Below are 26132 nucleotides of genomic sequence, written 5' to 3'. Positions count from 1 at the left end.
AATATTCTTTGAAGATGGTTAGTTGCGTGCTTTACTATCGGACGGTTAACAAAACCCTTCATGGGATATCTGGATGCCTATGGCATTTGCGACTGTCCAAAATCGAATAATTAAATCTAAGATTTCAAAATATTGGCTAAATGAAAAAAAATATACTAAAATGTTTGCTTCTGCTTTTATTGTTTGCAGCAAAAGCATATGCGCAAGATCGCAAGGTTACCGGTACAGTAACCTCGAAAGAAGATGGATTACCAATTCCGGGTGCAACGGTAACGGTAAAGGGTACCCAAATTGGAACTCAAACTGATAAAACGGGTCAGTACGCTATAACAGTTCCTCAAAATGCAATACTTGTTTTTAGTTTCATTGGATTCACTTCTACAGAACAATCCATTCCTGCATCGGGCGTGTTGAATGTCGTGCTTATCACCGAAACGAGGGGGCTCAGCGAGGTTGTTGTAACCTCTCAAGGCATACGAAGGGAAAAAAGAACTTTGGGATATTCCGCGCCCACTGTGAACAACAATGAGTTAACACAAGGAGAAAATCCAAGTGTCCTTACTTCATTGACAGGCAGAGTGGCCGGTGTAAACATTACGTCGGCTTCAAATACACCGGGCAGCTCAACCAGGATAGTTCTTCGAGGCGGGTCATCCATTACTGGTAACAACCAGGCGTTAATGGTTGTTGATGGTGTCCCTATTGATAATTCAAGTATTATAAGCGGCGCAAACAGTTTGACAGCCGTTGATTTCGGAAACAGAGGCAATGATATCGACCCAAATGACATAGAATCTATAACGGTACTAAAGGGCCCGGCCGCAGCGGCACTTTATGGCTCAAGGGCATCCAATGGCGCGCTGATGATCACTACCAAATCGGGCGCAAACCGTGCAAAAAAACTGGAGGTAACGCTTAACTCTACTGCCACATTCTCGTCAGTACTGAAATTACCCACTTTTCAAAATGAGTATGGCCAGGGGTATATGTCAGGTTCGGCTACAAGTGCCGGATACGTTACAGGCATAGATGACGCCAGCGATAACTTTAGTTGGGGAGCACCTTTTACCGGGCAAGTAGAGCCGTGGGGGCAGAAAATTGATGGCGTTAACCAAATGAAGCCGTATTCGGCCCTGCCAAACAATATAAAGGATTTCTTCTCAACCGGTTTTGCCCTTGATAATAATGTCGGCATTGCATCGGGCAATGATAACGGCAGTTTCTTTTTATCCTTAAACTCATTAAATTCCAATAGTATCTACCCTGGCAATCACGATACCTATGATAAATATGGGGTGCATTTTAACGGGAAAACTAAGCTTGCAAACAATTTTACCGCTGGTATTAATTTTAATTACAATAAAATTCAGGCAAATACGCCTTCCAATGGACAGAATGCAAACGGTATTTGGAATGCTTTAATGCAAACGCCAAGGGATATACCTATCGATAAAATGGGAGACCTGAACAATAAATACAATGGTTATAATCCAGTTACTAATACCTATGGTTTTTATGGCGCCTTTGTTTTAAATCCTTATTGGGTACTTCAAAATTTCAGCAATCTCGATAATGTTAACCGTGTTACCGGCGATGTTAATCTGTCTTATAAGCCTCTTAACTGGTTAACAATAGCAGAACGCATAGGAGTAGATTCGTACTCAGACCGCAGAAAACTAATTTCACCCAAATATGATTTTGAGCCGGCTGACGAATCAGGAGCCGGACTGTGGCTCTCGGAAACAAATAATGGATCTTATGAAATAGACCAATATAATGTAAACGAAGTCGTGCACGATCTGATGGTTACCGTGACCCATAAGTTTGGTAAAGACTTTAACGCATCCCTATTGTTGGGTAATAATTACAGGGAACGATCTACAACCGCCAACTTAACAAGCACCAACACCAGCGGCGGATTAGTAGTTCCCGGCTGGTACAACCTTAATAATAGTAACGGACCTGTAAACGTAATTACCGATAATATTTCAATAAAAAGACTAGTAGGTTTTTACGCTGATTTAAACCTTTCGTTTAAAGATTATCTCTTTTTAGAAGGCACATTAAGAAACGACAGGTCTTCAACGTTGCCTGTAAATAACTACTCTTATTTTTATCCTAGCGTTAGCGGTTCGTTTGTATTCAGCGAATTGCTGAAAAATTCCAGCGTTGCCAATTTCTTAAGTTACGGTAAACTGCGTTCGAGTTTAGCGCAGGTAGGTAGTGATACCAATCCGTACCAGTTGCTGACAACTTATGGATCAACCACTATCAATGGATCTTTTGGCAATACAAAATTTCCATTCGGCAATGTTTCCGCATTGCAAGTTGGAGGAGTCCTTGGCAATGCAACACTTAAACCCGAGCAGACAACCTCATTTGAAATTGGAACAGAGTTAGCTTTTTTACAGAGCAGGCTTTCAATGGATTTCAGCTATTACGTTAACGATTCGAAAAATCAAATCATATCCATTCCGATTCCTAACTCAACAGGATATGGCTTCAATACGATAAATGCGGGAGAGATTCAGAATAAAGGCGTGGAATTAAGTATGCGCGGCACTCCAATTAAAACCAGTGATTTTTCCTGGGAGTTGTTCGGAACATTTACCAAGAATAAAAGTAATGTGATTTCCCTGCCAAATGGTGTTTCGCAGGTGGTAATAGGAGGTTTCAATGGCATGGGAATAGTTGCAGCTAAGGGATACCCTTATGGAGAATTTTACGCGGTAACAAACCAAACAGATGCGCAAGGAAGAACTATTGTGAATCAAGCGACAGGGCAACCGATACCTACGACAACAGCCCAATACTTAGGCTCATATCAGCCTAAATATCAAGCATCATTTGGGACCAACGTAAAATACAAAGGCTTTACTTTAAATGTATTATTCGATGTTAAACATGGCGGCGTATTATTTTCCGACACTAAATCCCTTATAGATTTTGTGGGGACGGGAATTGAAACCGGCGGCCCACGATTCGGCAATCCGTTCCCTAATTCGGTTTACCTGGATGCCAATGGCAAAAGTGTGCCAAATACAACTGTGCCCTACTCCGTGTATAATTATTTTACAAGCGTAATAAGTAACACACCAGGTATGGACATTGTTGACGCATCTTATGTAAAGCTGCGCAGCGCCAGTATATCTTATACTTTTAATAAAACACAATTAAGAAGTCTGCCGTTTGGTGCGTTAACCATTGGGGTATTCGGTAACAACCTGTTTTTATGGACACCTAAATCCAATGCCTATGTAGATCCGGAAGTAAATTCAAGTGGCGCCGGAAACGAGCAAGGTTTTGATTTTGCAGGAACACCATCAGTTCGAAACTATGGTATCATTTTAAAAGCTTCATTCTAATAATTCTTATCATGAAAAGAAAATATAAAAATTTAAAACGGGCCTTATTTATAGTGCTTGTTGCTGCATTTGGATTTTCGGGATGTAAAAAGATCCTGGATGTGAATCAAAATCCAAATAACCCAGATCATGCCGACCCTACATTGCTTTTGCCTACCACACAGGCAGCAATTAGCCAGGTAGTGGGAAATTCCTTCCAGGTATTTGGCAATATGTGGGCTCAATATTGGACTCAAAGCCCAGTTGCATCGCAATATAAGTCTATTGATCAATATGCCCCGGTAGCTACCAACTTTGACAACCCCTGGCTTAATTTATACCGCGTCGCATTGGTAAATGCCGACCTGATCACAAAAAGCCATGAAGCAGGATTAGAAAATGTTAAAGGTATCGCCTATCTGATGAAAGCTTATAGTTATCAGCTGGCAACTGATGCTTTTGGAGATGTGCCTCTTTCGCAGGCATTACAACCATCGGTATATCAAAATCCTAAATATGACGCTCAACAATTAGTTTATGATAGCATATTCATGTACATTAAAAAAGCATTGCCCTTATTGAATGCCAACGCCGTGTCGCCCGGAACGCAGGATATGATATTTCAGGGTGATATGACCAAGTGGGTAGCTTTTGCCAATACCCTTGAGCTTAGAGCGTATTTACGGCTGTCTAATATTGATCCAAACACCGCGAAAGCAGGTATCGCCGCGTTATATCAAACCAATCCAACATTCTTAACGGAAGATGCATCGATTACCTATACCTCTACAGGCGGTAATGAGAACCCATTTTATAACGAAGCGGCCAGCCCAACGTTGGGTAAAATTCAAAACGTGGTGGCTAGTTCAACAGCTGTAAATGCTTTTACCCAAAATAATGATCCTCGTTTGGCTAAGTTTTATTCGCTGTTTATCGATAAAGTTAATCCCGTCGACTCTCTGGTATCTATTCCGCAGGGTAGCTACCTGTCCTATGTCAATAAGAAAGTTTCTACGCCGTCTCCGTTAGTTGGAGGCAAGGCAGATGACCCTACCTCTGCTACAGCCCCGGTTAAATTGTTATCGGCCGCCGAAAGCTATTTTTTACAGGCTGAGGCTGTTGCACGGGGGTGGGCTGCTGGTAATGCAGCCAGTTTATACACACAAGGGATACAGGCTAGCTTTGACGCTACAGGTGCGGGAGACGCGACAACCTATATCGCTACAGCGCCAGACGGATTGCAGGCCCTAACTGCTGCCGCCACTGTTAACGCCAAGGTTAAAGCCATTATTACACAGAAATATTATGCAATGTGCGGTTTCCAGGGTTTTGAGGCCTGGACCGAATGGAGGAGAACAGGATATCCTAAACTTAATCCTTCGGCAGCAACTACAATTGCCGCCGGACAAATGCCATTGCGCATGCTTTATCCTAATACGGAATTAACCTCAAATTTGAATTACCCGGGAACTATTCCCATTTATACGCACGTTTGGTGGGGACTACAGAACCCATGATTTTATAACGAGTTGGTTATTAATGCATAGAATGGTTCACTTTGGACATTTTCGCACATCATCAACGAGCACTTTAATATATGTTTGTAGTGACCGGATCGCTTATCGTTAAGAAATTTGGTCAGTTAATAGTTAATTACAGAAGTCAATTACGCGAGGTAGTTGACTTTTGTTTTTATAAAGAAGCTCAGATGAGCTTATTCTTTCGGGCAACCTGAATGGCATTGGCCCTTGAGTGCACGTCTAGTTTGACGTAGATATTTTTGATATGGGTTTTAACGGTCTCTAATTCTATAAATAGGTCTTCCGCTATTTCGCTTCGTTTTTTGCCGTCAGCTACCATTCGCAGGATTTCGGTCTCGCGCTTAGAAAGCGGTGAGTCCTGATTTTTTTGGAACGATCTGATCACCATTCGGGCTATATTCTTACTCATAGGACCACCACCGTCCCGCACTTCCCATAGGGAATCAATTATTTTTTGCGACGAAGAATCTTTAGTAATGTATCCCGATGCGCCGTTGGCAAGTGCCTGCATTATCTGCTCCTCGCTTTCAAAAACTGTCAACATCAACACATGAGTCCTGGGGAGTTGTTTCTTAACAAGGGGGATCGCGTCGATACCACTAATACCGGGTAATTGGATATCCATCAGAATAACATCCGGCTGATCGTTTGCGATATACCTTTCAGCATGTTCAAAAGAGGTATAGCCGTTAACTACGTTTACGCCCTCTTCCGTCCCTATTAATTGCTTATAGGTTTGAAGCAAAATCTTATCGTCCTCAATAATAACTACGCGTATACGTTCATGCATCTTATCCGGGAATTGGAAATGTCAACTGGCCGGTAGTGCCCACGTTGATATTAGACTCGATCTCTAATTTCCCGTTAAGCCTTTTAGCCCGGTTTTGCATATTCCGAAGTCCGTTGCCTGTTGGTACTAAGTGCTCTTTATCGAACCCACGGCCATTATCGGAAATCGTAATGCAAATCTGTTTATAAGACGTTATCCCTATGGCAAGTGTTACAGTTTTTGCCCCGGCATGTTGTAAAATATTATGCAGTAATTCTTTGCAGATCAAAATGATGTTCCGGCCCATACCCAACGGTAATCGTATCCTTTTATAAGCCAGGTCGTTGTCAGAAACCTGGTACACTAAATCGGAGCCGCTAAATAATTCTCTCCCAAAATTCATGACCAGTTCATACACATCATAAAGGTTGTCATTGTCGGGATTTAGCGCCCACAAAATATTCTTTGTCCCCGAATACAGCTCATCCACACTGTTCCTGATATGCTGTATCAGCAACTTTTCGTCGGCCTTATCTTTCGTTATCTTTTTATCCAAAAGCTCCGACAAAAGATTTATCCTGGTGAGCTTATTTCCGAGATCGTCGTGAAAGTCCTCCGCAGTTTGCCTGCGTACAAAGGCTTGTTCTTCGAGCTTTAACTGTTCAATATATAAGGTCTTTCTGTTATTTTGGTAGATCTTATAACGGTAGATACCATAAGCAGCCGATAGGAAAATAACAATTACCAATATTTTAAAAGTCGCGCTTTGAACAAATGTCGGTGTTATAGTAAATGAAAAAGTAGCAGCAGTTTTATAAAGACCGTCACTATTAACGGCTCTTACTTTGAAAGTATATTGCCCGGGCGGTAAATTGGGATATTCCACATAGTCGCGGGGTTCCGCTTTACCGTAAGTTTTATCAAGGCCCTCCAGCTGATGTTGATACAGCACATTACGATCATCAGAAAAATCAATAGCCTGGTACTCTATCTCGATATGACTTTTATCTGATGACAGCGATAAATTTGCCGGCAGTTTATACCCTTGTTGGTAAGCGTACTTTATACTGTCCTTTATTTTTGCAGGCAGCCAAACGCTTTGGATAACTGTATTAGGAACAGGAACATCTTTTTCATTCTTATTTGTCTTGAATACAAATAGGCCACGCGTTGTGCCGAGCCAAATATTGGTATCCGTATGCATTATAGCATTCTGGTTACACTCCACTATTGGGTTAAAAATACTCTCCTTAGTCAGCGTCATCCGGCGATGATCGGTGATCCTGAACTTATTTATGCCCTTGCCGGTTCCTAACCATAACGCATTTTTTATAATGTCAATACTGTAGATCGTGTTGGATAATAAACCACTTTTTGTATTAATATTACTTATGGCATTGGTTTTTGTATTCCAGATATATAACCCGTAATCATTGGTTCCCAATAAAATGAATGGCCCGTGAGAATATAATGTAATTATGTTTTTACCGGCCACCGCATCCAATGCAAATTTAGTATCCCATTGCTTGTTTTTGACTAACAAAACGCCATTTAATGTGGCAACAAAAACAGAATCCGGACCTTGTGGCAATACTGCAGAGGAATACTGATTTAGCGAAGGCACATGCACCATCTGTCCATCTTCAAGATAATAGCAACCATAACTCGTTGCCATCCAGATAGTATTTGACCGACCTTCGGCCAGGTGATTAAATATCAGGCCATTGCTTACCGAGACTGGAGAATAATCCCGGTTACCATATTTCTTCACCCACAGTCCCAGGTTGTCCGTTCCTACCCATAAATTGTCTTTATTGTCATTAAGCAAACAATTCACACGCAGCTTAGATGATTCCTTACCTTTAACGAGTTCCTGTTTAAGCTTATGATTGGTGAACGACCATAGTCCGCCCCCATTGGTGCCCCAGTATAATTGTCCTTTTGAGTCTTTTGCCAGACTCATCACGGCTTCGTTATTCAGTCCCTGTGTTTTGTCGTAGATGATGAAATCATCATTTTCATAACTGTATAGCCCGTCCCCATCTATACCAAACCACATACGACCGTCCTCATCACAGTACATGCTAAAGACCCGCTCGTTGGTAAAACCGTTATCCTCATTAAAATATTTGACTGATTGGCCACTGATCATGAACGCGCCTTTATTTGTTCCGATCCACAGGTTTTTATGATGGTCCTGCCTTATGCAAGTAAACTCATTAGTTTCAGAAAAAGAGGATGGGAAGTTTATTCTTTCAATATGAGCGCTATCGCATTTAAATAAACCCATATCTGAAACAAACACGACTGCTCCGGGTATTCCCTCGCTAAAAACAAAATCCTTAATATATTGATCTTTTACTCTGATCATTAACTTCCAGCCGCTCTTATCCAGTTTATATATCCCGGAATGGTATAGGGAGGCGTATAAATTCCCTTGTTTGTCTGTTTGCAATGAGCTCACATAATCCTTCTTTGCGATAATATCCTGAACAACAAGCTGGTTATCAACCAATTTAAATAACTTAGAAGCTGCTACAGACCATATGCCATTATTCTTGTCAGTTATCAGTTTATAAATAGTCCTGACATTGATTTTATCTCTGAATTTATAATTTACGATCCCTTTATTGGTAAAGGCCGTCAGTCCGGAGTTTCCGCCCCACAAAATGTTACCCGTCCGATCGCAGGTGATAACAAAATTAGAATTGGACATAAGCCCGTCTTCAATAGAATAAGTGCTGAATTTTTTCCCATCAAAACTATTGATACCCCCTAAAGTCGAGAGCCATATTTGTTTTTCTTTATCCTGGCAGATTGCCAAAACTTGCGATTGCGCCAGGCCGTTGGTCAGGTCGTAGTGCCTGAAATCATACTTCTGCGCATGTAAATCAGAAGCACAACATATGAAACATAATGTCAACGTCAGATTAAAGAAATATCTTTTGATTTCGGCAGTCGGAAACACGTAGGATACATTGCCGGTGGGGGTATTCATTTGAGCAGCATTTGCCAGTTACAAGGATATAAATTTACGATTTAAGGGTTAACAATAAATACCCCTTAAAGGGGTATTTAAAGGTTGATGATTTTCAGACAATAAAACAAAGGCGAACTTCTCGGCCTTTTCAATTGCGTATTAGTACTTAGCTTTAGACAATTTAGAATCCGATCAAAGTAGTCTAGCATAATTAAAGCCCTACTGGTGCTTAAAATAATATAGATACAAATGACCGGCGGAGAAAGATTTTCTCCGCCGGTTATGGCTTTGCCGGAATAATAAAAACTATTTCGTATCAGTCGGGGTGGCAGGGCAACAACTATTTTCTGTAATTATTTGATCTTCAAAATATAAAAACAACGCTTCTCAAATCAGGTGTTTGGTTCGGTAACCGTACCCTTTTGAGCAAAACAAATTTAGTAAAACGACTACAAGATATTTACTCCAAACACTTGCTGATTTATTGTCTTTTCTATGCACTGAAAGCTATTGCACAGGCTACCATGTAGCTCGCGGCATGAAAAATACCGAAGGCAGCGGCATGGAGCATTTGGGGTTCAGATGTGCCATTCTGGACTATTCGAAATCCAAAAACCTTAGGGGCCCTGAGGCACTTCTGCCCTTTAATTCACTGTCGAGCGCAACATATTGCATGATACTCGGATGGTCGGTTGCCTCCCTATTATCGGCATCAGGACTGATAAACACATAATTCAGCGTCGAAGGTTGCAATAAGCTGTGACCTTTTTCACCTGCACTTAATGGGACATCCTGCATAAAATGGGTTGGTTTTTTTGCGCTGCTGCTTCTCGGGTTCAACGTGCCGCCGCTTGACAAATGGCCGCCCATCGATGGCGACGAATAGGTGCTCATAGGTGACTTAAAATTCGTATCGCCTAAATAACTCGTAACAACAACTTTTTCTTGCACGCGTTTGTCCGCAGCGTATTTTTGAAACTTACTATGCGTCTCATCTTCCATTGTCTTATTTCCGAGGAATTCATTGGGTATATGAACCACAAGCGTCCGGTATTTAATGCCGTTCTCGGTTTTAAAATTCACGCCGGCGGTGGTTATTTCTTCATCCCCATGCATAACTTTCTCCTTAGAAATGTTGTAAACGTCTCTCATATCCTCCCTTACATAGAAGCTCATGCTCTGTTTATTATCCTTATGACCTAATGCATTCTCTCCCTGGAAATAATCGGTACGGGTATAAACGACGTCTACAACCTTATCCCCTGCTTTGGCCTTAATAGAAAATGATGGCAGCTCTTGCTTACCCTCAATTACCGCAATTACATGAGGGCTTGCTTTGTTTTCGAGCAAGGCTCGTGGCTGGGCCTGAAAATCGGTTCCGAGCAGCGTTTTTGACTGCCTGCCAAGCATTTGCCTCACTTCAATATCGGTTACCCCATTTTTTGAGTCCGGAGTAGCAAGATCCAGGGTGTCGGGCTCCATTTTCAGCTTCCATTTTTTCCCGAAATTTTCAAAGGCTTCACGCGAATAAACAGCCACCACGGCGAAGTCCTTCATGTCCGCTTTTTTTAGCGCAGTGCTGGCCGTTTTCCGATCTGCAATTGACAATGGTTTTCCTAATTGATCAACGCTGTTGGAACGCTTTAACCGGGGCCTCCATTCCTTAGGGGCAGCATCCGCGTCTAACGCCAGCTTTTTATCGGTCTTGGGAGAAAGACCCATATCCCCCGAGCTTTCGTCCCGAAGTCGTTTCATGCCACCTGGTTCCGGCTTTTTATCCGGGTTCAAAAGCGGCAGACCGCCCTTACTGTCAGCTTTAGATCGTTTGCTGCGAATCAGACACATACGTTTATTCTTGTAAGGCTTTTATCAGTTATCCTTCAATTGCCAGGGCCAGCAGCACATATTCCGAAGCAATGGCTTTGACGACAGGCTCCACAGTGATCGAAATCTCATTCCATCCCGGCAACAGGTAATCGTGAAAATTGGCTGATTTCAGGTCCAGATTCCTGAGGTCCAGCTGGCTGGTATTATTGGAAGAACCCTGACCCTCCTTTTCTGTGACATTGATCACCGTTTTGTTACCATTGATCATACAGGTCAAAACAATATCTCCGCTGTTTTTTCCCTGCCAATGTTTTAAAACAAAATCATACTGGGCATTCAAATCGGCTACTTTAAAGGCGACTTTCAATGATGCCCCCGGGCCGCTATAGCCGGCAGGGAACAGGGCACTCATACCTGGGGAAAACCCGGTGCCCGTAACCAGGAGGTCGTTTCCCCTCGAACGTATCTTAAATATCGTGGAGGGGGAGGCCGGAGCAATATCAAAAAGATTGCCCTGGAAGCCAATTCCGCTACGCTGGGCATCAGATAACGGAACCAATGCATAGTCTCCGACAGATATTTGCTCTTGCTGCACGAAAACATTATTGAAGCCGGTTGTCAGATTAGCCACCAGGGTGGCCTTGCCTCCACCAGAAGGTACGGTCATTGAATGAGAAGCCTGCAGAACGCTTACCTGGTGCTGGAACTTCAAAGACTCGATTGCGGTTAAAGCATCGGGAAACGTTATTTGCCATTCCGAAGCCATTGTAAAATCCAACCCGAAGAGCGACAGATCGCTTGGAGGTAACAGTATATTGCTCTCGGCAGCAATGTTGGACGAGCCATGATAAAGCAAGTTTGCGACAACGCTATCAGGCAGCAAGATATCAGAACCAGAGCCCGTTACATTATAATCAAATACGCTCCAGGGGTAGGTCTGTCCCCAATTCCATTGAATAAACTCACCGATAAAATCATCGCTGGTGTTGTTAAAATTCTGAACCGATGAGTAGGCGGACCAATCTTTAACGCTCATTTCGTTGCCGGATGCACTTTGCTGATTAGTCGCACTGGAAGCTGCTACGCTTGATGATTTTGATGTACCATCTTCCCAGCTATGAGAGTAATTCACACCTATCGTAGCGACAGGACCATCGACAAACCAACCCGCGGATATATCAACGCCAAACGTATTCACATTCGCAGAGCTGGAACCCATGGTGGTCTGGTTACTTTGAGAGCTGGAGTTACCGGTGGAAAAGTTGCTGCTTTGTTCAACCGTTGCATTGATCGTTTTTGGGAAGATTCTTTTCAGGCCGATTTTAGTTCCCGCCTGACTAGTTTCCACGATCCCCGATTGGACATTGATCATTACAGGGTATTTGATAAAGCCTGAGGTCTGATAATTTTTACCCGGCTCCCAATTTATCCCGCTAACGAGGATCCGATGCTTCACCCTAACTGAATAGGCGTCGGCATTCTTTAAATTTTGGGTGTCCAATACTTTGTACACCGTATAAGTTACGATATCAATTCCAAGCTTATTATTTGAATTATCGAGTATATCGTAAACTTCGTGCTTTGTAAAAAAACCGTTTGTCATAACAAATAAATTAAGGATTGTTTTTAATTAAATAGCGTTCATATATGTGCACTTTGGGTGCTTCTCTTGTTTTACCAGCAGCACCCGCAATGCCATTGGATCCATTTTCTCCTTTTGCTGCTAGTAGGTCCTCGCCATCGCCTTGAAATTTCCCATAGCGTCCTGCCGTCCCCCCCAGTCCGCCTTTGCCGCCTTTGCCGCCAATACCCCCGGGCGCCGGGGATGTTTCGCTTTGAAATACGATGGAATGCTGTGGAGGTACGGAAACAAAAACGTCACAACACTGTCCGCCGTTTCCCCCCCTGCCGCCATTGCCGCCATCGCCTCCACGGCCCCCGCGCCCGCCGGGGTAGCCCCTGACCAAACCAAATGTCGTAGCCATGCCATCGGTTCCACGGCCGCCATTCCCGCCATTGCCGCCGTCGCAGCCGTCTGTTCCCGGGAATCCGGCACCAGCGCCGGCCTTCAGCAGGATGCTCTGTTTTTCAAAACCCGTCAGTTTGCCAAACCGCAGATCGGATAAAAAAAGCATTGCACCGTTTCTCCCTTTATTGCCGACAGTTCCTTTGCTGCCCGCACCGCCGTCCTGCCCCTTGTACGAATCACAGCCTTCACGGATGCGCAGACCGAGCGGTGTGGCCTCACCTTCCAGAGCTGCTCCATTGGATCCATCTTCTCCATGGGCCGGTACATTACTTACCGGACGAGGACGGAAGAAACTCCTTTCCTGAACGGCATCTGAACTCCCTAATTCAATAATGGCCTGGCCCCCGTTCAGATCATTTGCAACTGCTTCGGCGCAGTACAGGATTAACACGTTACCATTGACGATCAATTTGCTCTGGCAGCCCAGAATTAGCCGTTGAATTGTCAGATGTAAATAAATTTCCGAATCACCAATATCCCATGGAAATTCTTCAGCCAGGGCAGTCAAATCCATGACCTGAAATGGTGAAAGAAACAATTCGTTGATCGCTATCACTTTTACCGATACGGGGAAATGGCTCTGATGTGCGGCTTTATCTCTTTCAGGAAAAATTCCATCTCCAAAAATATAAGCCTCCGCCCTGTCATGTTCTCCGAGCCCCAATTTTGACCGTGGGGTCTGAAGCATTTCGTTAAAGTACATTTTACCGCGCCAGGCGCGCTCTTCAGGAGATATGGGGCCAAAGAACTGTTTTGCCTCTTCTACTGTAGGGATACGAATATAGTCGACTTCAAAATTTAGGTCCGGCAACGTTTCCATACCGTGATCGTCGCCAATTGCAGGATAACATTTCATATCAAAGGCATGGCTCGGTCACGTTTAACGGGGAATGCCAACGGTGATTTGTGGCAAGGTCCCGTTCGAACCACTGTTGCCATTTGCTCCCGGATTACCTGTGGCGCCCCTTGCCCCGCCGGGTCCGTCGTTTCCATGCTTTGTGCCTGAGCCCCCGCTGCCAGCGGATCCGCCGGTGCCACCATTGCCGCCGGGACCGGGTTGTCCTCCGCTTCCGGCGATAGCGTGGGCAGAAATATATGCCTTTTCGGCCACAGTAGCCACCGTAACGGTCATCGCCGAATTATTATTGCTGCCATTTCCGGCATTCCCGCCCCGGCCGCCAATGCCGCCCGGGCCGCCGTCGCCACCGGCTCCCCCATTGGTATAACAGGTGCAGCTTGTGCTATAGGAATTTCCGCCATTACCTCCCCCTCCTCCAGTTCCGCCGTCTCCACCCGTCCCGCCATTACCACCAATTCCCCCCTGGGTCATTACTGTGAAAAGGTCGGTCCCTTCCAGCTTAACAGTTCCAAGTGAAAAATTCGATGCCGGGCTGCCATAACCGTTTTGCCCGTCGCCAGCATCGGTGCCGGCCAGACCTGCTTTGCCACCAGTTCCCCCATCGGCATTCTCACAGCTTTTCGATTGCCCGTCTGTACCATTTTGGCCTGTTTGGCCCGACTTACCAGCCGGCCCTACGTTTCCGGTCCAACCCAGGACTTTTATTTGATAGTTGTTTTTCGGACTTGTTTTTTTCAATATTGTCGTTTGGGCTTCGATCGTCAATTCAACATACGAAGTGATACTTCCGCCATCAAACACCAGGTTCGTACACTTGATCAACTGAGCATTGTCTGAAAAAACCACATCCTTATCGACAGTAAATGTTTCTATTTCGGTAACCTCCATAAAAAATGGCAAAAATTGTTCTATTTTTTGATGGGCTGGCAAACTACTATTCAGTCTGTCCAGATCGGCCTTGTCCAAATATTTTAAGCAGTCCTGTGCCGTTTTAAATTCGACAATTTTACCATTTGGATTCTGTGGAATCATTTCATTTTGCTTTTTCATGATGATTTTGCTTATTGGTTAGGGTTTAGATAAAAAGTGCTAGGAACCGATTTTTCATAATTGAAAATCTATGCTAATCTAAGGATACAAGCCTTAAATAAAAGAGGTTTAAACACTGTAAATAATATAGTTAAAACACTGTAAATATGATAGTTAATACACCCTATTTAAAGGGTTAAAACACGGGGTTCAACCTTATGTTTTTTGCATTATTTAGCCGTTATCAGGCAGCAGAATCAATTTCAACGCTGGCTTGCGGGTTCCACGTTAACGATGTTTATCTGAGCATCGGCAAAGTTTGGCAAGTCAAGCCCATAAAGGCTTCGACCAAGAAACCATTATATTCCAATGTTCCGGCACTCTTGGACGCCGCTATGGATGATTCGTGCCGGTTGATCTATACGGTATGCCCAACAGCCGGCGCATCTTGTTTAGCCTGCGGCAACACCGGCCATTGCTGAACTCCCGTAAAGGAGATGGATATATCAGGCATTTCCTGGATCATCCATTCGGGACACTGAGCAGCGAAAACAATGAGATTGCAGTTTATTAGTCAAGAGAAGGATTTAAGGGCCTATCTGCTTTATGATCTGGAAAGTCTCGGGTTATTCTTCCGGGAAGTATTTCGTAAAAATGTTTAATTTGCGTGATGATCAAACTGTTCTGTATTACCGTTTTGCTTGCAGGCATCACGGCATTGGCTGCGGGAGCGCAAACCACGGCCGCCGATTCACTGGTGAGGATAGCTCAGGGGGATGCCAAAAACTTCAGGTTAAATGCTGCGGATTTTAAAAAATTCAGAAAAAACCGCGGCAATTCCGGTTCGGACTATTTTAAGCCGGTACCGGCAAACGTAAGCAACAGCGCCTTGCTGAATGATTCAGTCTATGTAATGGCATACCGGCAGGCGGCCTACGCCAAAACACATCACCGGCACAGCGCGGGCCATTACATTCTGTGGGGCGGGGTTGGTTTAACGGTTGTGGTATTGGCGGCGAGTGCCGCTGCCTACAACTCGGTATTAACCGGCTGGAATTAAATTCGGCATAGTAATCAGTAGCAACCAATAAACATTAAGTGTTATTTTGGCACTAATTATAAATCATTGCTAATTATTGCCCGGACCGGCTGCCGGGTTGCTGATTTCCATATTATCTATTAGGTTACCCATGTCGTCCGTTTTATCTTTCCCGTAAGAGCTTGATACTATGTATTATAAAACCAATTTGCTTAATAAAAACTCCCATCGCCCCGACTTTCCATGTTTTGCCCGTTATGCTTCGGGGTGCCATCCATTTTTGAAGATTTAATTTCAGACCCAACAGGAAATAACGGCTTAATGTATTTGACAGCGTATAGGTGGTTGATTGTGGAGTGACCGTTTGTTGTATGAAGCTATCTTGATGCAATAGATCGAACACATCAAATGTAACTGCCAGATTATGCGACCTTAAAAGGCGTTTTTCAAAACCGGCGTTAATTCAGGGGATTTAGATTGTAATTGGTTTTGCGCCATTGCTGAGCTGTTTGCAAAGCGAATCGTCAATAGCTTAACATAAATTCAGGGTTTCTGGCTTGTTCACCGGCATGTTCAATATAATTCCCTACTAGGTATTTTTTACGCCCCGATTATAAGTTGCGGGGTAAGCTTCGCTTCTTCACTATCGCTAACCACGGTAATTTATGTCGCGAGCACTCTTGCCTTGCCAAAACTTTGAGGATAAAAACGCATCAAAAGCAGCAGATTTATTTTAGAAAATAAAACAAAACCAGCGATTTACGCTTATTTATTTAAATCACAGGTTTAATTAACCACTAAAAACAATTAACATGAATTCAATACTTTACATCGTCGCAGTCCTTCTGATTATAGGTTGGGCACTCGGCGCGTTCGTTTACTCTGCAGGAGGTTTAATCCACATTTTACTGGTCATCGCGATTATTGCCATTGTTTTGGGCGTTATCCGCGGCCGATCGACTATTTAATAGCAGATACCGCAAAAAAAAATCACCATTTAAAACGCAATATTTATGAGGAAATTAACCTTTCTATTAACAATCGTGGGGAGCACCCTTGTTTTCCAGGCATGTAATCATGGGAATAAAGATGCGAAAGAGTCAGCTGACAGCTTAAACAAAACCAAAGATACCACCTCTAATGCAATGAATACAGGCGGCATTGCAGTAAACAGCGATGATGCGAAATTTGCGACTGCAGCTGCAAATGGCGGCATGACCGAAGTGGCGCTGGCCAAACTCGCATTAACAAAAACCGGCAATTCCTCCATCAAGGAATTTGCCAAGATGATGGTAGCCGATCATGGAAAAGCAAACGACGAGTTGATGGCTATCGCCAAAGCAAAAAACATCACCCTACCGGCTGAACCTGACAGTGAACACCTTAAAAAAATAGATGAACTGAATAAGAAAACCGGGGCCGATTTCGACAAAGCTTATGTTTCCGCTATGATCGATGGCCATGAGAAAACTCTGGACCTGATGAATGGGGAAGCAAAGAATGGCAGCGATACAACGTTGAAAGCCTTTGCCGCCAAGACAGCGCCGATTGTTCAAACTCACCTGGATGCGATCAGGAAGATCGACAAAAGCATGAAATAAATATGGTGATTGTATAGCCTGAGATAGGCCTGGGTGACCGGGCTTATTTGTTTTCAGGGGCAGCAATAACTCGCCATCTCGCAAGGACCTTGTTAAAGAAAGAAATTAGGCAATAAAAAAGGACCGCCTAATAAATAAGCGGCCCAACCCTCACTTTTCAACCTCTGGAACTAATTTTCTGCACGTATCGCCGTTTAAACTCCGATGGTTTCGTAAGTGCTCCATTGCGCCACGCCCCTGGGCTCGGCATTTTTCACTTCCGCACTTTTTTTGACACTCATCTGCTCATCCAGTTTCTCTTTTGCCTTCAGCTCCTTACCGAAATCCTCAGCGAGCTTGGTTTGTCCTTCACTTTCCTGCACCTGTTCCAATGGTCTTTCAATAAAGATCCATTCCTTACCCAAACCCGGCATTTCACCTTCGTTCCAGGGACCGCGCACGGCACCGTCAGACAGGTTAAATACTTGCTGGGTAAATCTAGGGTCGGCAGCTAAAACACCAGGGGGGAAATTGTTCGGGATACTGTTCAGCGCTGCTTCAAACATTTTATAGTGGGCCACTTCGCGGGTCATTAAGAAAGATAACGTTTCGTGGATGTACGGATCATCCGTAAATTTCATTAAATGCTCATAAACAAGTTTGGCGCGCGATTCTGACGCCAGGTTACTTCGCAAGTCTACGGTCAGGTCACCATTGGAGTGGATATAAGACGCGCACCATGGAATACCCTGGCTGTTGCGTGGTGTTACACCACCGCCTGTGATCATAACAAATTGCGGGTTGGCTGTCAAAGCCCCATGAATGATACTTTCTTTAGCGGCTTTACCGTTCATTACCTCCATGATCTCCGAACTGTCAGCTGCGTTCTTTAACTCGCCATTCACACCCCTTAGTAACATTTGTATAGTTGCACCAACGATCTCCAGGTGACTAAATTCTTCAGTCGCGATATCCATCAGCATATCATATTTGTCAGGATGCGGAACCTTTGCGCCGAATGCCTGGGTAAAATATTGCATAGCGGCGGCCAGCTCGCCGTTTTCGCCACCGAATTGCTCTAGCAATAAATTGGCAAATCGCGGATCTGGGCGCGAAACCCTGGCATTGAATTGTAAGTCTTTGACGTGATGAAACATAAATCATTTTTTTTAGTGTCTGTATTAATAGAACCAAAAGCACCGATTTAAGTTTCTAATTAAAAAAATAAATAAATAAGAAATCAAAGCAAACAATTAAGAATGCTATTCAGTTAATTTCATACATTCTTATAAGCGCCACCCGCGGCGTTCACGGAGTGATTAAAGTTATCGAATCTTGATTTTACCATGAACGCAACCTCAGCCTGGCTGCTGAATATTAATGAGCAGCTCAACGCTCCCGGCCTCCAACCAGTTTTTGAACAGGAGACCTTGGGCTACTCCTTCAAAGTTTATTTTCTCGGTGACTCCTGCTGGATGGTCGCAGCGTGGCCCAAAGGCAGCCGGATAGCTTTCCGCATGGCATATTCGCCGAATGGCAATCTGGAACTAAAGAAGATTTTGGATAAAGACCAAAAGATTACTTTTCTGATCACATCACTCATGGGCAATTATAAAATTATGGTCCAATGGCCTTCCAGGGACAATCCGGTGCTCCGGTTAACTACGACATTGGAGGCGTCCGCGCCGTTGTTGTTTCCTTATTGGCCGCGTGACATTGTACCGCTTGGCGCGGCTGGCAGTGATGTATTAGCCGAAGGCGAGATCAAAGTGAGGCAGGTAGGAACCCGTACCGGACAGCTTTATTTGAACTTTACCCGGCCAAAAGCCGGTTCGGTATTATACCTGCAAAATCTAACGGCACTGGCGGATTATAATCAGGACACCGAAACCTCAGCAGGCGATACTGTTGGAGGCGAATGGCCGGAGATTGGTTTTGCACTGCCGCCAACGCTAAAAAACAAGGCACTCGAAGCCGGGAAACCATATACCTTAAGTGAAGCGTTTATTGCTTTTTCAGAAGAAGCTCCGGCCGATGAGCCTGCCATGGTACGTCAATATCTCGATATGATGGCCGCGGTTTACCTGGCGCTCCCCAAACCCGCGACACATTACCATGACTGGCCCGACGTGCTAAAAAAAGGGTTATTTGACCTGCAGGATAGCCCCGGTTGCTGGAACCAGGTAGGTGGCAACCATTATCTGAACGCGTATGTCTGTGATTATGCCACGCCGCCGGAGATCATGGTGCAATTAGCGGTGCTTTTGCCCCTGCTGGATTATGTGGAGTGGAACAATGACGAGCTGCCGATCATGAAAAAGATCAAGGCGGGTCTGCCCGCTTTTTATAATAAAGACCTTGACACTATCATGCGCTGGCACCCCAAAGTAGCTGACCAGATGGAAGGCGAAGAGGAACAAAAGCGGCCGCTGGTGATGGACTCCTGGTATTTACACCATCCGCTGCTTAACCTGTCGCGGCTGGCATTGAAAGGCGACAGGGTTGCAAAACAACTGTTCCTGGATTCGCTGGAATATGCCATCAAAGTCGCCCATCATTTTAATTATACCTGGCCGGTATTTTACAAGGTTGATACGCTGGAAGTTGTCAAAGCCGAAACGCAGCCGGGCAAAGGCGGCGAAAAAGACGTACCGGGTTTGTATGCACATGTCATGCTGCAGGCTTGGAAACTGACCGGCAAAAAGCGCTATCTCGCAGAAGCGGAGAAGTCGGCACTGAAATTAAAGGGGCTCGGTTTCGAATTGTTTTACCAGGCAAACAATACGGCCTTTTCGGCGGGTACTTTGTTGCGTTTGTTTAAAGTGACCAGGAAGGAAATATATAAAGAGCTGAGCTACCTATGTCTGGCGAATATATTTAAAAATGTCAGGCTTTGGGATTGTAACTATGGTTTTGGAAAAAACTTTCCGTCTTTTTTTGCTCTTTTCCCTCTTAATGATGCGCCCTACACTGCGGTATACGAGGAACAGGAAGTTTTCTGTGCCTTTCACGATTACCTGCACCAGGCCGAGGGTGAGGACATCCTGCCATCGCTCCGGCTGCTAATGGCCGAATACATACGTTTCCTGGTACACCGGGCGGTTTATTATTATCCCACCATGCTGCCTAAAGAAATGTTGTCGGAAAAAGTTAAGATGGGCGAGGTTGATCCCAACCTGTGGATCGCGCTGGAGGACCTGCATGACGGCTGGGAACGATCCGGCGAGGTGGGACAGGAGGTTTACGGCGCAGGCAATGCGTTTGGGATTCTGCCCCGGCACTATATGCGGGTGCCAGGTGAAGAATTTATGATCTTTTCGGATTACCCGACCTGCGGCTTCTCGTCCGAAAAACATAACCCCGCCCGTTTTAAACTGGCTGGTGATGCGAGAATTAATTGCAGACTGATGCTGGTCAGGACCGGCAAAGGCGAGCTTCCAGACTTCACCGTGACGATTAATAGTAACAAGGAAGGTTTAAAAGGCAGAAAGACAAGGGAAGGCCACCTGGAATTCATGCCGGCAGGCGACAGTGAAGTCCACATCAGTTGGAAATAATGAAGACAGGACATTTTATAACTTGATAGCCATGAAAAGGAAAATAAATTATTTTGAACGGTTCTCCAATTGGGCGACGGCTGCGACCGGTAGTTCCATAGCTTTTATCATTGCGGCCGCCGTTGTGCTTATCTGGGCCATCACCGGACCTTTATTTCACTATTCAGAGACCTGGCAATTGGTTATTAATACCGGAACAACCATCATTACTTTTTTGATGGTTTTTTTGATCCAGAAAACACAGAACAAAGATTCCAAGGCAATCCACCTCAAACTGAATGAACTGCTGGCCTCGCATGAGGGCGCCAGCAATCGCATTGTGGACATCGAAAACCTGACGGAAGAAGAACTGGACCATCTGCATAAATTCTATGCACGCCTGTCGTCACTTGCGGAAAAAGAAGATAAAATCACCAGCACGCACTCCATCGATGCCGCCGAAGACAACCAGAAACGAAAATCAGGAAGCCAAAGGCCATCTTTAAAAACAAAATAATAAAAAAATAAGATACAACTGATAAAACAAGCTGTGTGACAAAGTGTTAGACTAAGCAAAGCTAAATCTGCTGCAGATGTATGATAAAAATATAAAATCAGAGCCTTTATATTTCAACGAAGTAATTGAAGGTCTCGAACACGCTTACCTGATCACCGGAAACGATGGAAGGTTTGCTGCGGAAAAAGACGGGGTGGTCATTGCCAAGCTGGCCAGGTATGAGGTTTGGGAGCAGGAAGACGGCGAGCCCCTGAGTCAGCAAATATTCGAAATGCTGGTACATAAGATTGACGACCATCTGCATCATCCGTCCGATTTGTCTTAGTTCGTTTGAGATAGATGAAAAGTGATACACATCCCTGAACCAAAACAGGCAGTACCTATTGAAAAAGATTGAACTTGGGGGCTACGGCAAAACAACCTGCATTGAACCTATTATTCTAATTATCCTAAACATTTGATTTTAGCCACTGTTCATTCTTAATAACAGATAAAATATGGCAAAGAAAGTAGCGGACCAATTGGTGGAAATGCTGGTAAACGCTGGCATCAACAGGATTTACGCGGTGACGGGTGACAGCCTGAACGAAGTGAACGATGCCGTAAGGCGGAATGGTCAGATACAATGGATACATGTACGGCATGAAGAGGCAGGTGCCTTTGCAGCAGGTGCCGAGGCCCAATTAAATGGTTTGGCTTGTTGCGCCGGCAGCAGTGGTCCCGGACACATTCACCTGGTTAACGGTTTATATGATGCCCATCGCTCCGGCGCCCCGGTTATTGCGATCGCGTCAACCTGCATGTCCACGGAATTTGGCTCAGAATTTTTCCAGGAGACCAATACAGTCAAACTGTTTGATGACTGCAGCGGCTATAACCAGATTGCTACAACCCCGGCGCAATTCCCCCGGATGCTGCAGGCCGCTATACAACATGCATTGATCAAAAAGGGCGTTTCAGTGATTGGATTGCCCGGTGATCTGACCAAAATGGATGCCGAGGAAATTCTGACTTCAACTCAAAATTATAGTCCGGTCCCAGAAGTAAGGCCCTCTCAGGACGATATGAAAATACTGGCCGCTCTGTTAGAAAAATATAACCGGATCACCATTTTCTGCGGTATCGGGGCGAGTGGTGCGCACGATGAGGTGGTCGCACTTTCTCAACGTTTGCATGCACCCGTAGGTTATTCATTCAGAGGAAAAATGAGCATACAATATGACAATCCGAATGAAGTCGGGATGACGGGATTGCTCGGTTTACCATCCGCTTTCCATGCCATGAATGAATGCGAATTGCTGTTATTGCTGGGAACGGACTTCCCCTATACGCAATTTATGCCGGTTGAATGCAAGATCGTTCAGTTAGACACACATCCGGAATTTATCGGCAGGCGGGCAAAGGTTGATGTCGGGCTATGTGGTTCGGTGGGCGACACCTTGAGGGCTTTATTGCCGATGCTGGCTCAAAAAACGGATGATACTTTTTTAAGGTCACAGCTGAAATTCTATGATGAAGTAAAAAGCCGGTTGCAAACCTATGTCAGCGACCGTGGGCAAAAGGAGAAGATACATCCGGAGTTTGTGGCCGATATGGTTAACCAGGTAGCCGCGGACGATGCTATCTTCACGGTTGATACCGGCATGTCGTGTGTATGGGGAGCGCGTTATATCCAGGCAACGGGCTGCCGCGAGTTGCTGGGCTCCTTTAACCATGGCTCCATGGCCAACGCTATGCCGCAAGCTATCGGCGCAGCCCTTGCTTGCCCGGGGAGGCAAGTTGTGGCGCTTTGCGGTGATGGCGGATTGTCCATGTTACTGGGTGATCTTGCAACCATTACGCAGTATAAACTTCCTGTAAAAATTATTGTCTTTAATAACAGATCGCTCGGCATGGTCAAGTTGGAAATGGAGGTGGCCGGTATACCGGATTGGCAAACGGATTTGTATGATCCGGACTTTGCCATGATAGCTCAGGCCATGGGGATGAAAGGCATGACGGTGAAAAACCCCGACGAAACAGAGCAAGTTATCAAAGAAGCTTTCCTCTACAAGGGGCCGGTATTAGTGAATGTGTTTACCGATCCGAACGCCCTGGCTATGCCGCCGAAGGTAGAGTTTGAACAGTTGAAAGGCATGATGCTCTCCATGTCGAAAATGGTTTTAAACGGCCGCATGGATGAGGTCATGGATACCTTAAAGGCAAATTATAAACATATGAAAGAATTGATCTAAAGAATATAGCCTTGCGTACCTGCCATATTATTTGACATTCCCATTATTTGTCATTGTATATAAAACGGCGGGCAGTCATTATGTATGCATTTTTGTATTTGGTCATAACAGGCCTCCGAACATTTCCGTTCATCTGCTGCAGCAAGTTTTAGCGTTATTATCAAAACTTGCACGGCACGAATTTGTTGATGAATCAGCATGAATAAAAAAATAAAACCTGCAGGACGGGACACACGCTCAATCGACATTGAAGATGCCTATACGCTGGATTTTTGGGCAAGGGAATTTAATGTATCCAAAGATAAACTAAAATCGGCAGTCGAGATAGCGGGTAACAACGCTCAAGATGTTAAGCGCAAATTAAAAGTGAGGCAGTTACATTAAGTGGAATCGATTGACAACCGAATTTCTCGGAACCTCAAGTGAGCTGGCGCCGGACGGATGGTTAACTTCCAGTATTTCTCTTGGCATACGACTTTTCGACCAGACCGCTTAAAAGGAAACACCTTGCTTACCGATAAAATTTCTTTTATAACTGAGCTTTAAAAATGGTAGTTTCGAAATTTATCATCATTTTTCCTGGTACTGAATCAGACCTGTCACCAGCTTCTTCCATTGCGGCCCTGACAATCCCACGCGCGCCATCAGGGCAATGGCTGTATTCCGGATCTTATCATGCAAATCTACTCCCTCATTGTTCGGCGTTTCGTTTCGTCCGTATGCGCCAGCACTCACCAGCAGCCCGTCCCGCCGCACGATGAATGTACTGGTCGAAACATCCTTGTAAAAATGCGCCACCTCAGGGTCCGCTCTGCGCGGATCCGGTACAGGGCGTACTGTCATCAGCACATATTCCTCCGCTCTGCTATCACCTCCTTCGGATGCTATCCGTTCGACCATCACCCATTCCAACCCCTTGCCCGCGTCCGGCCCGGGGGCCGGAAGATCGATGCTGAAGAAAAGGCCCTCCTCTGCCATCCTATCAACTTCCTGCCCTTCATTGTTGCACAGCGTAAATATTGCCGAGCCTGCTCCCGCATATACATGCCAGTTATTCACCGACAATAACCGGCCCGCTGCTGCGAGAAAAGCCCGGTGCGCCGTTTCAAGGGTATCATATTTTTGCTCATGTACAAAATCTGTATGGCCGCCGGTTTCCTGCGGCGGCAGTTGCTGCAATGCTGTCTTCATACCTATTGAACTACTTCCCGCGACGCTTGTTTGCACATTTCTTTAAATGCTTTCTTCGCTGAGCATGATTTAAAAAAGCAAAACCAAGGCGGCTGGAAAATGTTGGGATTATAAATCGTAACATCATGGAAGCGATCAGGGTACCTGAGTTTGGCGGGAAGGAAGATACCACTTCCGGGGCATCACAGTGTGTCAAATGCTCGACCATGGCTAATAAGGGGGAGTTTTACGCCGGTACCAGCGGCATAAAAATACCTATGCCCAAACGTGACTTTCCCGAAGAACACCAGGAAAAATCACGGCTCAGGTATTATGCAAATCACGAAAACAGCATCGAGATCAACAGTTCTTTTTATAAACTTCCGCAGGCAAAAACCATTGCCAGATGGACCACGGAAGTTCCTGCATATTTCCGTTTTACATTTAAGCTTTGGAAAGAAATTACTCACCAAAAAGATCTGCTGTTTAACCCCAAAGAATTAACCAAGTTTATGACGGCCATAGCAGGTATGGAAGAAAAAAAGGGATGTTTGCTTGTACAATTCCCCCCAAGCCTCCGGGTTAGTGCATTGTCGCAACTGAAAGAACTATTGGAGACGCTACAATCATTCAATTGGCCGGTTGCCGTTGAATTCCGTGATGCATCCTGGCATCAAGATCTCGTCTATGAACTGTTAGCAACCTACCAGGCAGCCATGGTGATCCAAGACAAGAGGCAAGCCCCTACGCCAATGGAAGTTACGGCAGATAAACTTGTTTACTTGCGTTTCCATGGCCCTGCTGGTAATTACAAGGGAAGCTACAGTGAGGACTTCCTGAATGAATACGCCACTTATATCAGGGAATGGCAACAGGAAGGAAGGACCGTTTACGCCTATTTTAACAATACTGCAGGAGATGCCCTCAGCAATTTGAATTGCCTGAAACGCCGCCTTAAGGTTGAATAAAGGAAGTTTTATAGCTTAGCCATGGTTTCCGAAGTCAGGTAGCACATCGTCCTGGATGTTGTATGCGATCTGCCAATTGTACCACCAAACTTGATCCTTATTGAAACATTTCTCCCGAGGAGTTGTAGTGCAATTTATTGCATATCAAGGAATGAGTATGGCAAAGAGAGTAAAAAAGGTAGAAATCAGGTCATCATTAGAAATTCAGCAAAGCCGGATTGACCGTACAACTATTGCTATCGCTGATTTTTTTGGAAGCCTGACCTTTTTATCACTCGCGCTATTGGCACTGATTATTTATCTGTTATGGAACTTGAATTATCTGCCGGTCGTTCAGCCGTTTGATCCTTATCCTTTTAGCGGGTTGGACAGCGTATTGGCAATTTTTGCCGTGATCCTCTCCATTTGTGTGTTGATCAGCCAGAACAGGCAGCGAAAGGTTGAAAAAGTAAGAGAGCAGGTCGAATTTGAGATCAATGTCAGGGCCGAAACAGAAATCACCAAAATACTCACCTTGCTGCATGAAATTCAAAAAAAGATGGGGATTGATAAATCGGATCCCGAACTCGAGCGAATGAAAGAGGCAACCGATCTCGAACAATTACACCGTCACATTGACGAAAACAATCCTAAATGAAGGAATTATCTACACTCATCATTTTCATTTTTTGTTTCCGGTTCAGCGCGCAATGCTTTCCCCCGGTGATTAT

At 44.8% G+C, this 26132-nt stretch carries 21 protein-coding genes; 13 read left to right on the top strand and 8 right to left on the bottom strand.

What is annotated here, in order from left to right; translation table 11 throughout:
- The first annotated feature begins 140 nt into the window (after positions 1-140).
- Together Q3A68_RS20465 and Q3A68_RS20460 are read left to right on the top strand one after the other, a co-directional pair.
- Positions 141-3365: a SusC/RagA family TonB-linked outer membrane protein gene (locus Q3A68_RS20465; protein WP_302902997.1), complete on the top strand. Its 3225-nt coding sequence runs from the start codon at positions 141-143 to the stop codon at positions 3363-3365.
- Between the two features lie 11 nt (positions 3366-3376).
- Complete coding sequence (locus tag Q3A68_RS20460) at positions 3377-4861, top strand: SusD/RagB family nutrient-binding outer membrane lipoprotein (protein ID WP_302902996.1); 1485 nt, start codon at positions 3377-3379, stop codon at positions 4859-4861.
- Between the two features lie 187 nt (positions 4862-5048).
- On the opposite strand, the gene Q3A68_RS20455 is transcribed toward Q3A68_RS20460, so the two are convergent.
- From Q3A68_RS20455 to Q3A68_RS20430, 6 genes are all read right to left on the bottom strand, one after another.
- Positions 5049-5675, bottom strand: a complete 627-nt coding sequence (locus Q3A68_RS20455) for a response regulator transcription factor (RefSeq protein ID WP_302902995.1) — start codon at positions 5673-5675, stop codon at positions 5049-5051.
- A 1-nt stretch (position 5676) separates the two neighbouring features.
- Positions 5677-8652: a ligand-binding sensor domain-containing protein gene (locus Q3A68_RS20450; protein WP_302902994.1), complete on the bottom strand. Its 2976-nt coding sequence runs from the start codon at positions 8650-8652 to the stop codon at positions 5677-5679.
- 579 nt (positions 8653-9231) lie between these two features.
- Positions 9232-10479: a hypothetical protein gene (locus tag Q3A68_RS20445; RefSeq protein WP_302902993.1), complete on the bottom strand. Its 1248-nt coding sequence runs from the start codon at positions 10477-10479 to the stop codon at positions 9232-9234.
- Between the two features lie 28 nt (positions 10480-10507).
- The gene (locus tag Q3A68_RS20440) at positions 10508-12064 is read right to left on the bottom strand and encodes a hypothetical protein (RefSeq protein ID WP_302902992.1); all 1557 of its coding nucleotides are present in this window, start codon (positions 12062-12064) and stop codon (positions 10508-10510) included.
- Positions 12065-12074: 10 nt separating this feature from the next.
- A complete protein-coding gene (locus Q3A68_RS20435; protein ID WP_302902991.1) occupies positions 12075-13346 on the bottom strand; it encodes a hypothetical protein in 1272 nt (423 codons plus the stop codon).
- A gap of 24 nt (positions 13347-13370) precedes the next feature.
- Positions 13371-14399: a hypothetical protein gene (locus Q3A68_RS20430; protein WP_302902990.1), complete on the bottom strand. Its 1029-nt coding sequence runs from the start codon at positions 14397-14399 to the stop codon at positions 13371-13373.
- Positions 14400-14805: 406 nt separating this feature from the next.
- Here Q3A68_RS20430 and Q3A68_RS20425 point away from each other — a divergent pair, with 406 nt between their 5' ends.
- From Q3A68_RS20425 to Q3A68_RS20410, 4 genes are all read left to right on the top strand, one after another.
- Positions 14806-14952 (top strand): hypothetical protein, encoded by a 147-nt coding sequence (locus tag Q3A68_RS20425; protein ID WP_302902989.1) that lies wholly within the window; start codon positions 14806-14808, stop codon positions 14950-14952.
- 96 nt (positions 14953-15048) lie between these two features.
- Positions 15049-15438: a hypothetical protein gene (locus Q3A68_RS20420; RefSeq protein WP_302902988.1), complete on the top strand. Its 390-nt coding sequence runs from the start codon at positions 15049-15051 to the stop codon at positions 15436-15438.
- Positions 15439-16229: 791 nt separating this feature from the next.
- Entirely contained in the window at positions 16230-16385 is a 156-nt protein-coding gene (locus tag Q3A68_RS20415; protein WP_302902987.1) for a lmo0937 family membrane protein, read from the top strand.
- Positions 16386-16430: 45 nt separating this feature from the next.
- Positions 16431-17018 carry a DUF4142 domain-containing protein gene (locus tag Q3A68_RS20410; protein WP_302902986.1) on the top strand — a complete coding sequence of 196 codons (588 nt, stop codon included), beginning with the start codon at positions 16431-16433 and terminating at the stop codon, positions 17016-17018.
- Positions 17019-17212: 194 nt separating this feature from the next.
- On the opposite strand, the gene Q3A68_RS20405 is transcribed toward Q3A68_RS20410, so the two are convergent.
- Entirely contained in the window at positions 17213-18154 is a 942-nt protein-coding gene (locus Q3A68_RS20405; protein ID WP_302902985.1) for a manganese catalase family protein, read from the bottom strand.
- A gap of 189 nt (positions 18155-18343) precedes the next feature.
- Between Q3A68_RS20405 and Q3A68_RS20400 the strand changes: the two genes are divergently transcribed.
- The 5 genes from Q3A68_RS20400 to Q3A68_RS20380 all read left to right on the top strand — a co-directional run bounded on the left by Q3A68_RS20400 (position 18344) and on the right by Q3A68_RS20380 (position 23668).
- Positions 18344-20554 carry a hypothetical protein gene (locus Q3A68_RS20400; protein ID WP_302902984.1) on the top strand — a complete coding sequence of 737 codons (2211 nt, stop codon included), beginning with the start codon at positions 18344-18346 and terminating at the stop codon, positions 20552-20554.
- 31 nt (positions 20555-20585) lie between these two features.
- Positions 20586-21050, top strand: a complete 465-nt coding sequence (locus Q3A68_RS20395; protein ID WP_302902983.1) for a low affinity iron permease family protein — start codon at positions 20586-20588, stop codon at positions 21048-21050.
- A 76-nt stretch (positions 21051-21126) separates the two neighbouring features.
- On the top strand, positions 21127-21375 hold the full coding sequence (locus Q3A68_RS20390) for a hypothetical protein (protein WP_302902982.1): 249 nt from the start codon (positions 21127-21129) through the stop codon (positions 21373-21375).
- 172 nt (positions 21376-21547) lie between these two features.
- Positions 21548-23284 (top strand): thiamine pyrophosphate-dependent enzyme, encoded by a 1737-nt coding sequence (locus tag Q3A68_RS20385; protein WP_302902981.1) that lies wholly within the window; start codon positions 21548-21550, stop codon positions 23282-23284.
- Between the two features lie 198 nt (positions 23285-23482).
- On the top strand, positions 23483-23668 hold the full coding sequence (locus Q3A68_RS20380; RefSeq protein ID WP_302902980.1) for a DUF3606 domain-containing protein: 186 nt from the start codon (positions 23483-23485) through the stop codon (positions 23666-23668).
- A 186-nt stretch (positions 23669-23854) separates the two neighbouring features.
- Here Q3A68_RS20380 and Q3A68_RS20375 read toward each other — a convergent pair whose 3' ends face one another.
- Complete coding sequence (locus Q3A68_RS20375) at positions 23855-24511, bottom strand: hypothetical protein (protein WP_302902979.1); 657 nt, start codon at positions 24509-24511, stop codon at positions 23855-23857.
- An 89-nt stretch (positions 24512-24600) separates the two neighbouring features.
- Between Q3A68_RS20375 and Q3A68_RS20370 the strand changes: the two genes are divergently transcribed.
- Entirely contained in the window at positions 24601-25422 is an 822-nt protein-coding gene (locus tag Q3A68_RS20370; RefSeq protein WP_302902978.1) for a DUF72 domain-containing protein, read from the top strand.
- Between the two features lie 157 nt (positions 25423-25579).
- Positions 25580-26059 carry a DUF1003 domain-containing protein gene (locus Q3A68_RS20365; RefSeq protein ID WP_302902977.1) on the top strand — a complete coding sequence of 160 codons (480 nt, stop codon included), beginning with the start codon at positions 25580-25582 and terminating at the stop codon, positions 26057-26059.
- Positions 26060-26132 lie beyond the last annotated feature (73 nt).

The organism is Mucilaginibacter tolerans (assembly GCF_030519375.1).
Taxonomy (GTDB): Bacteria; Bacteroidota; Bacteroidia; order Sphingobacteriales; family Sphingobacteriaceae; genus Mucilaginibacter.
Note: the sequence above shows the minus strand (reverse complement) of the source record. Positions and strands in the feature narration are given on the sequence as shown.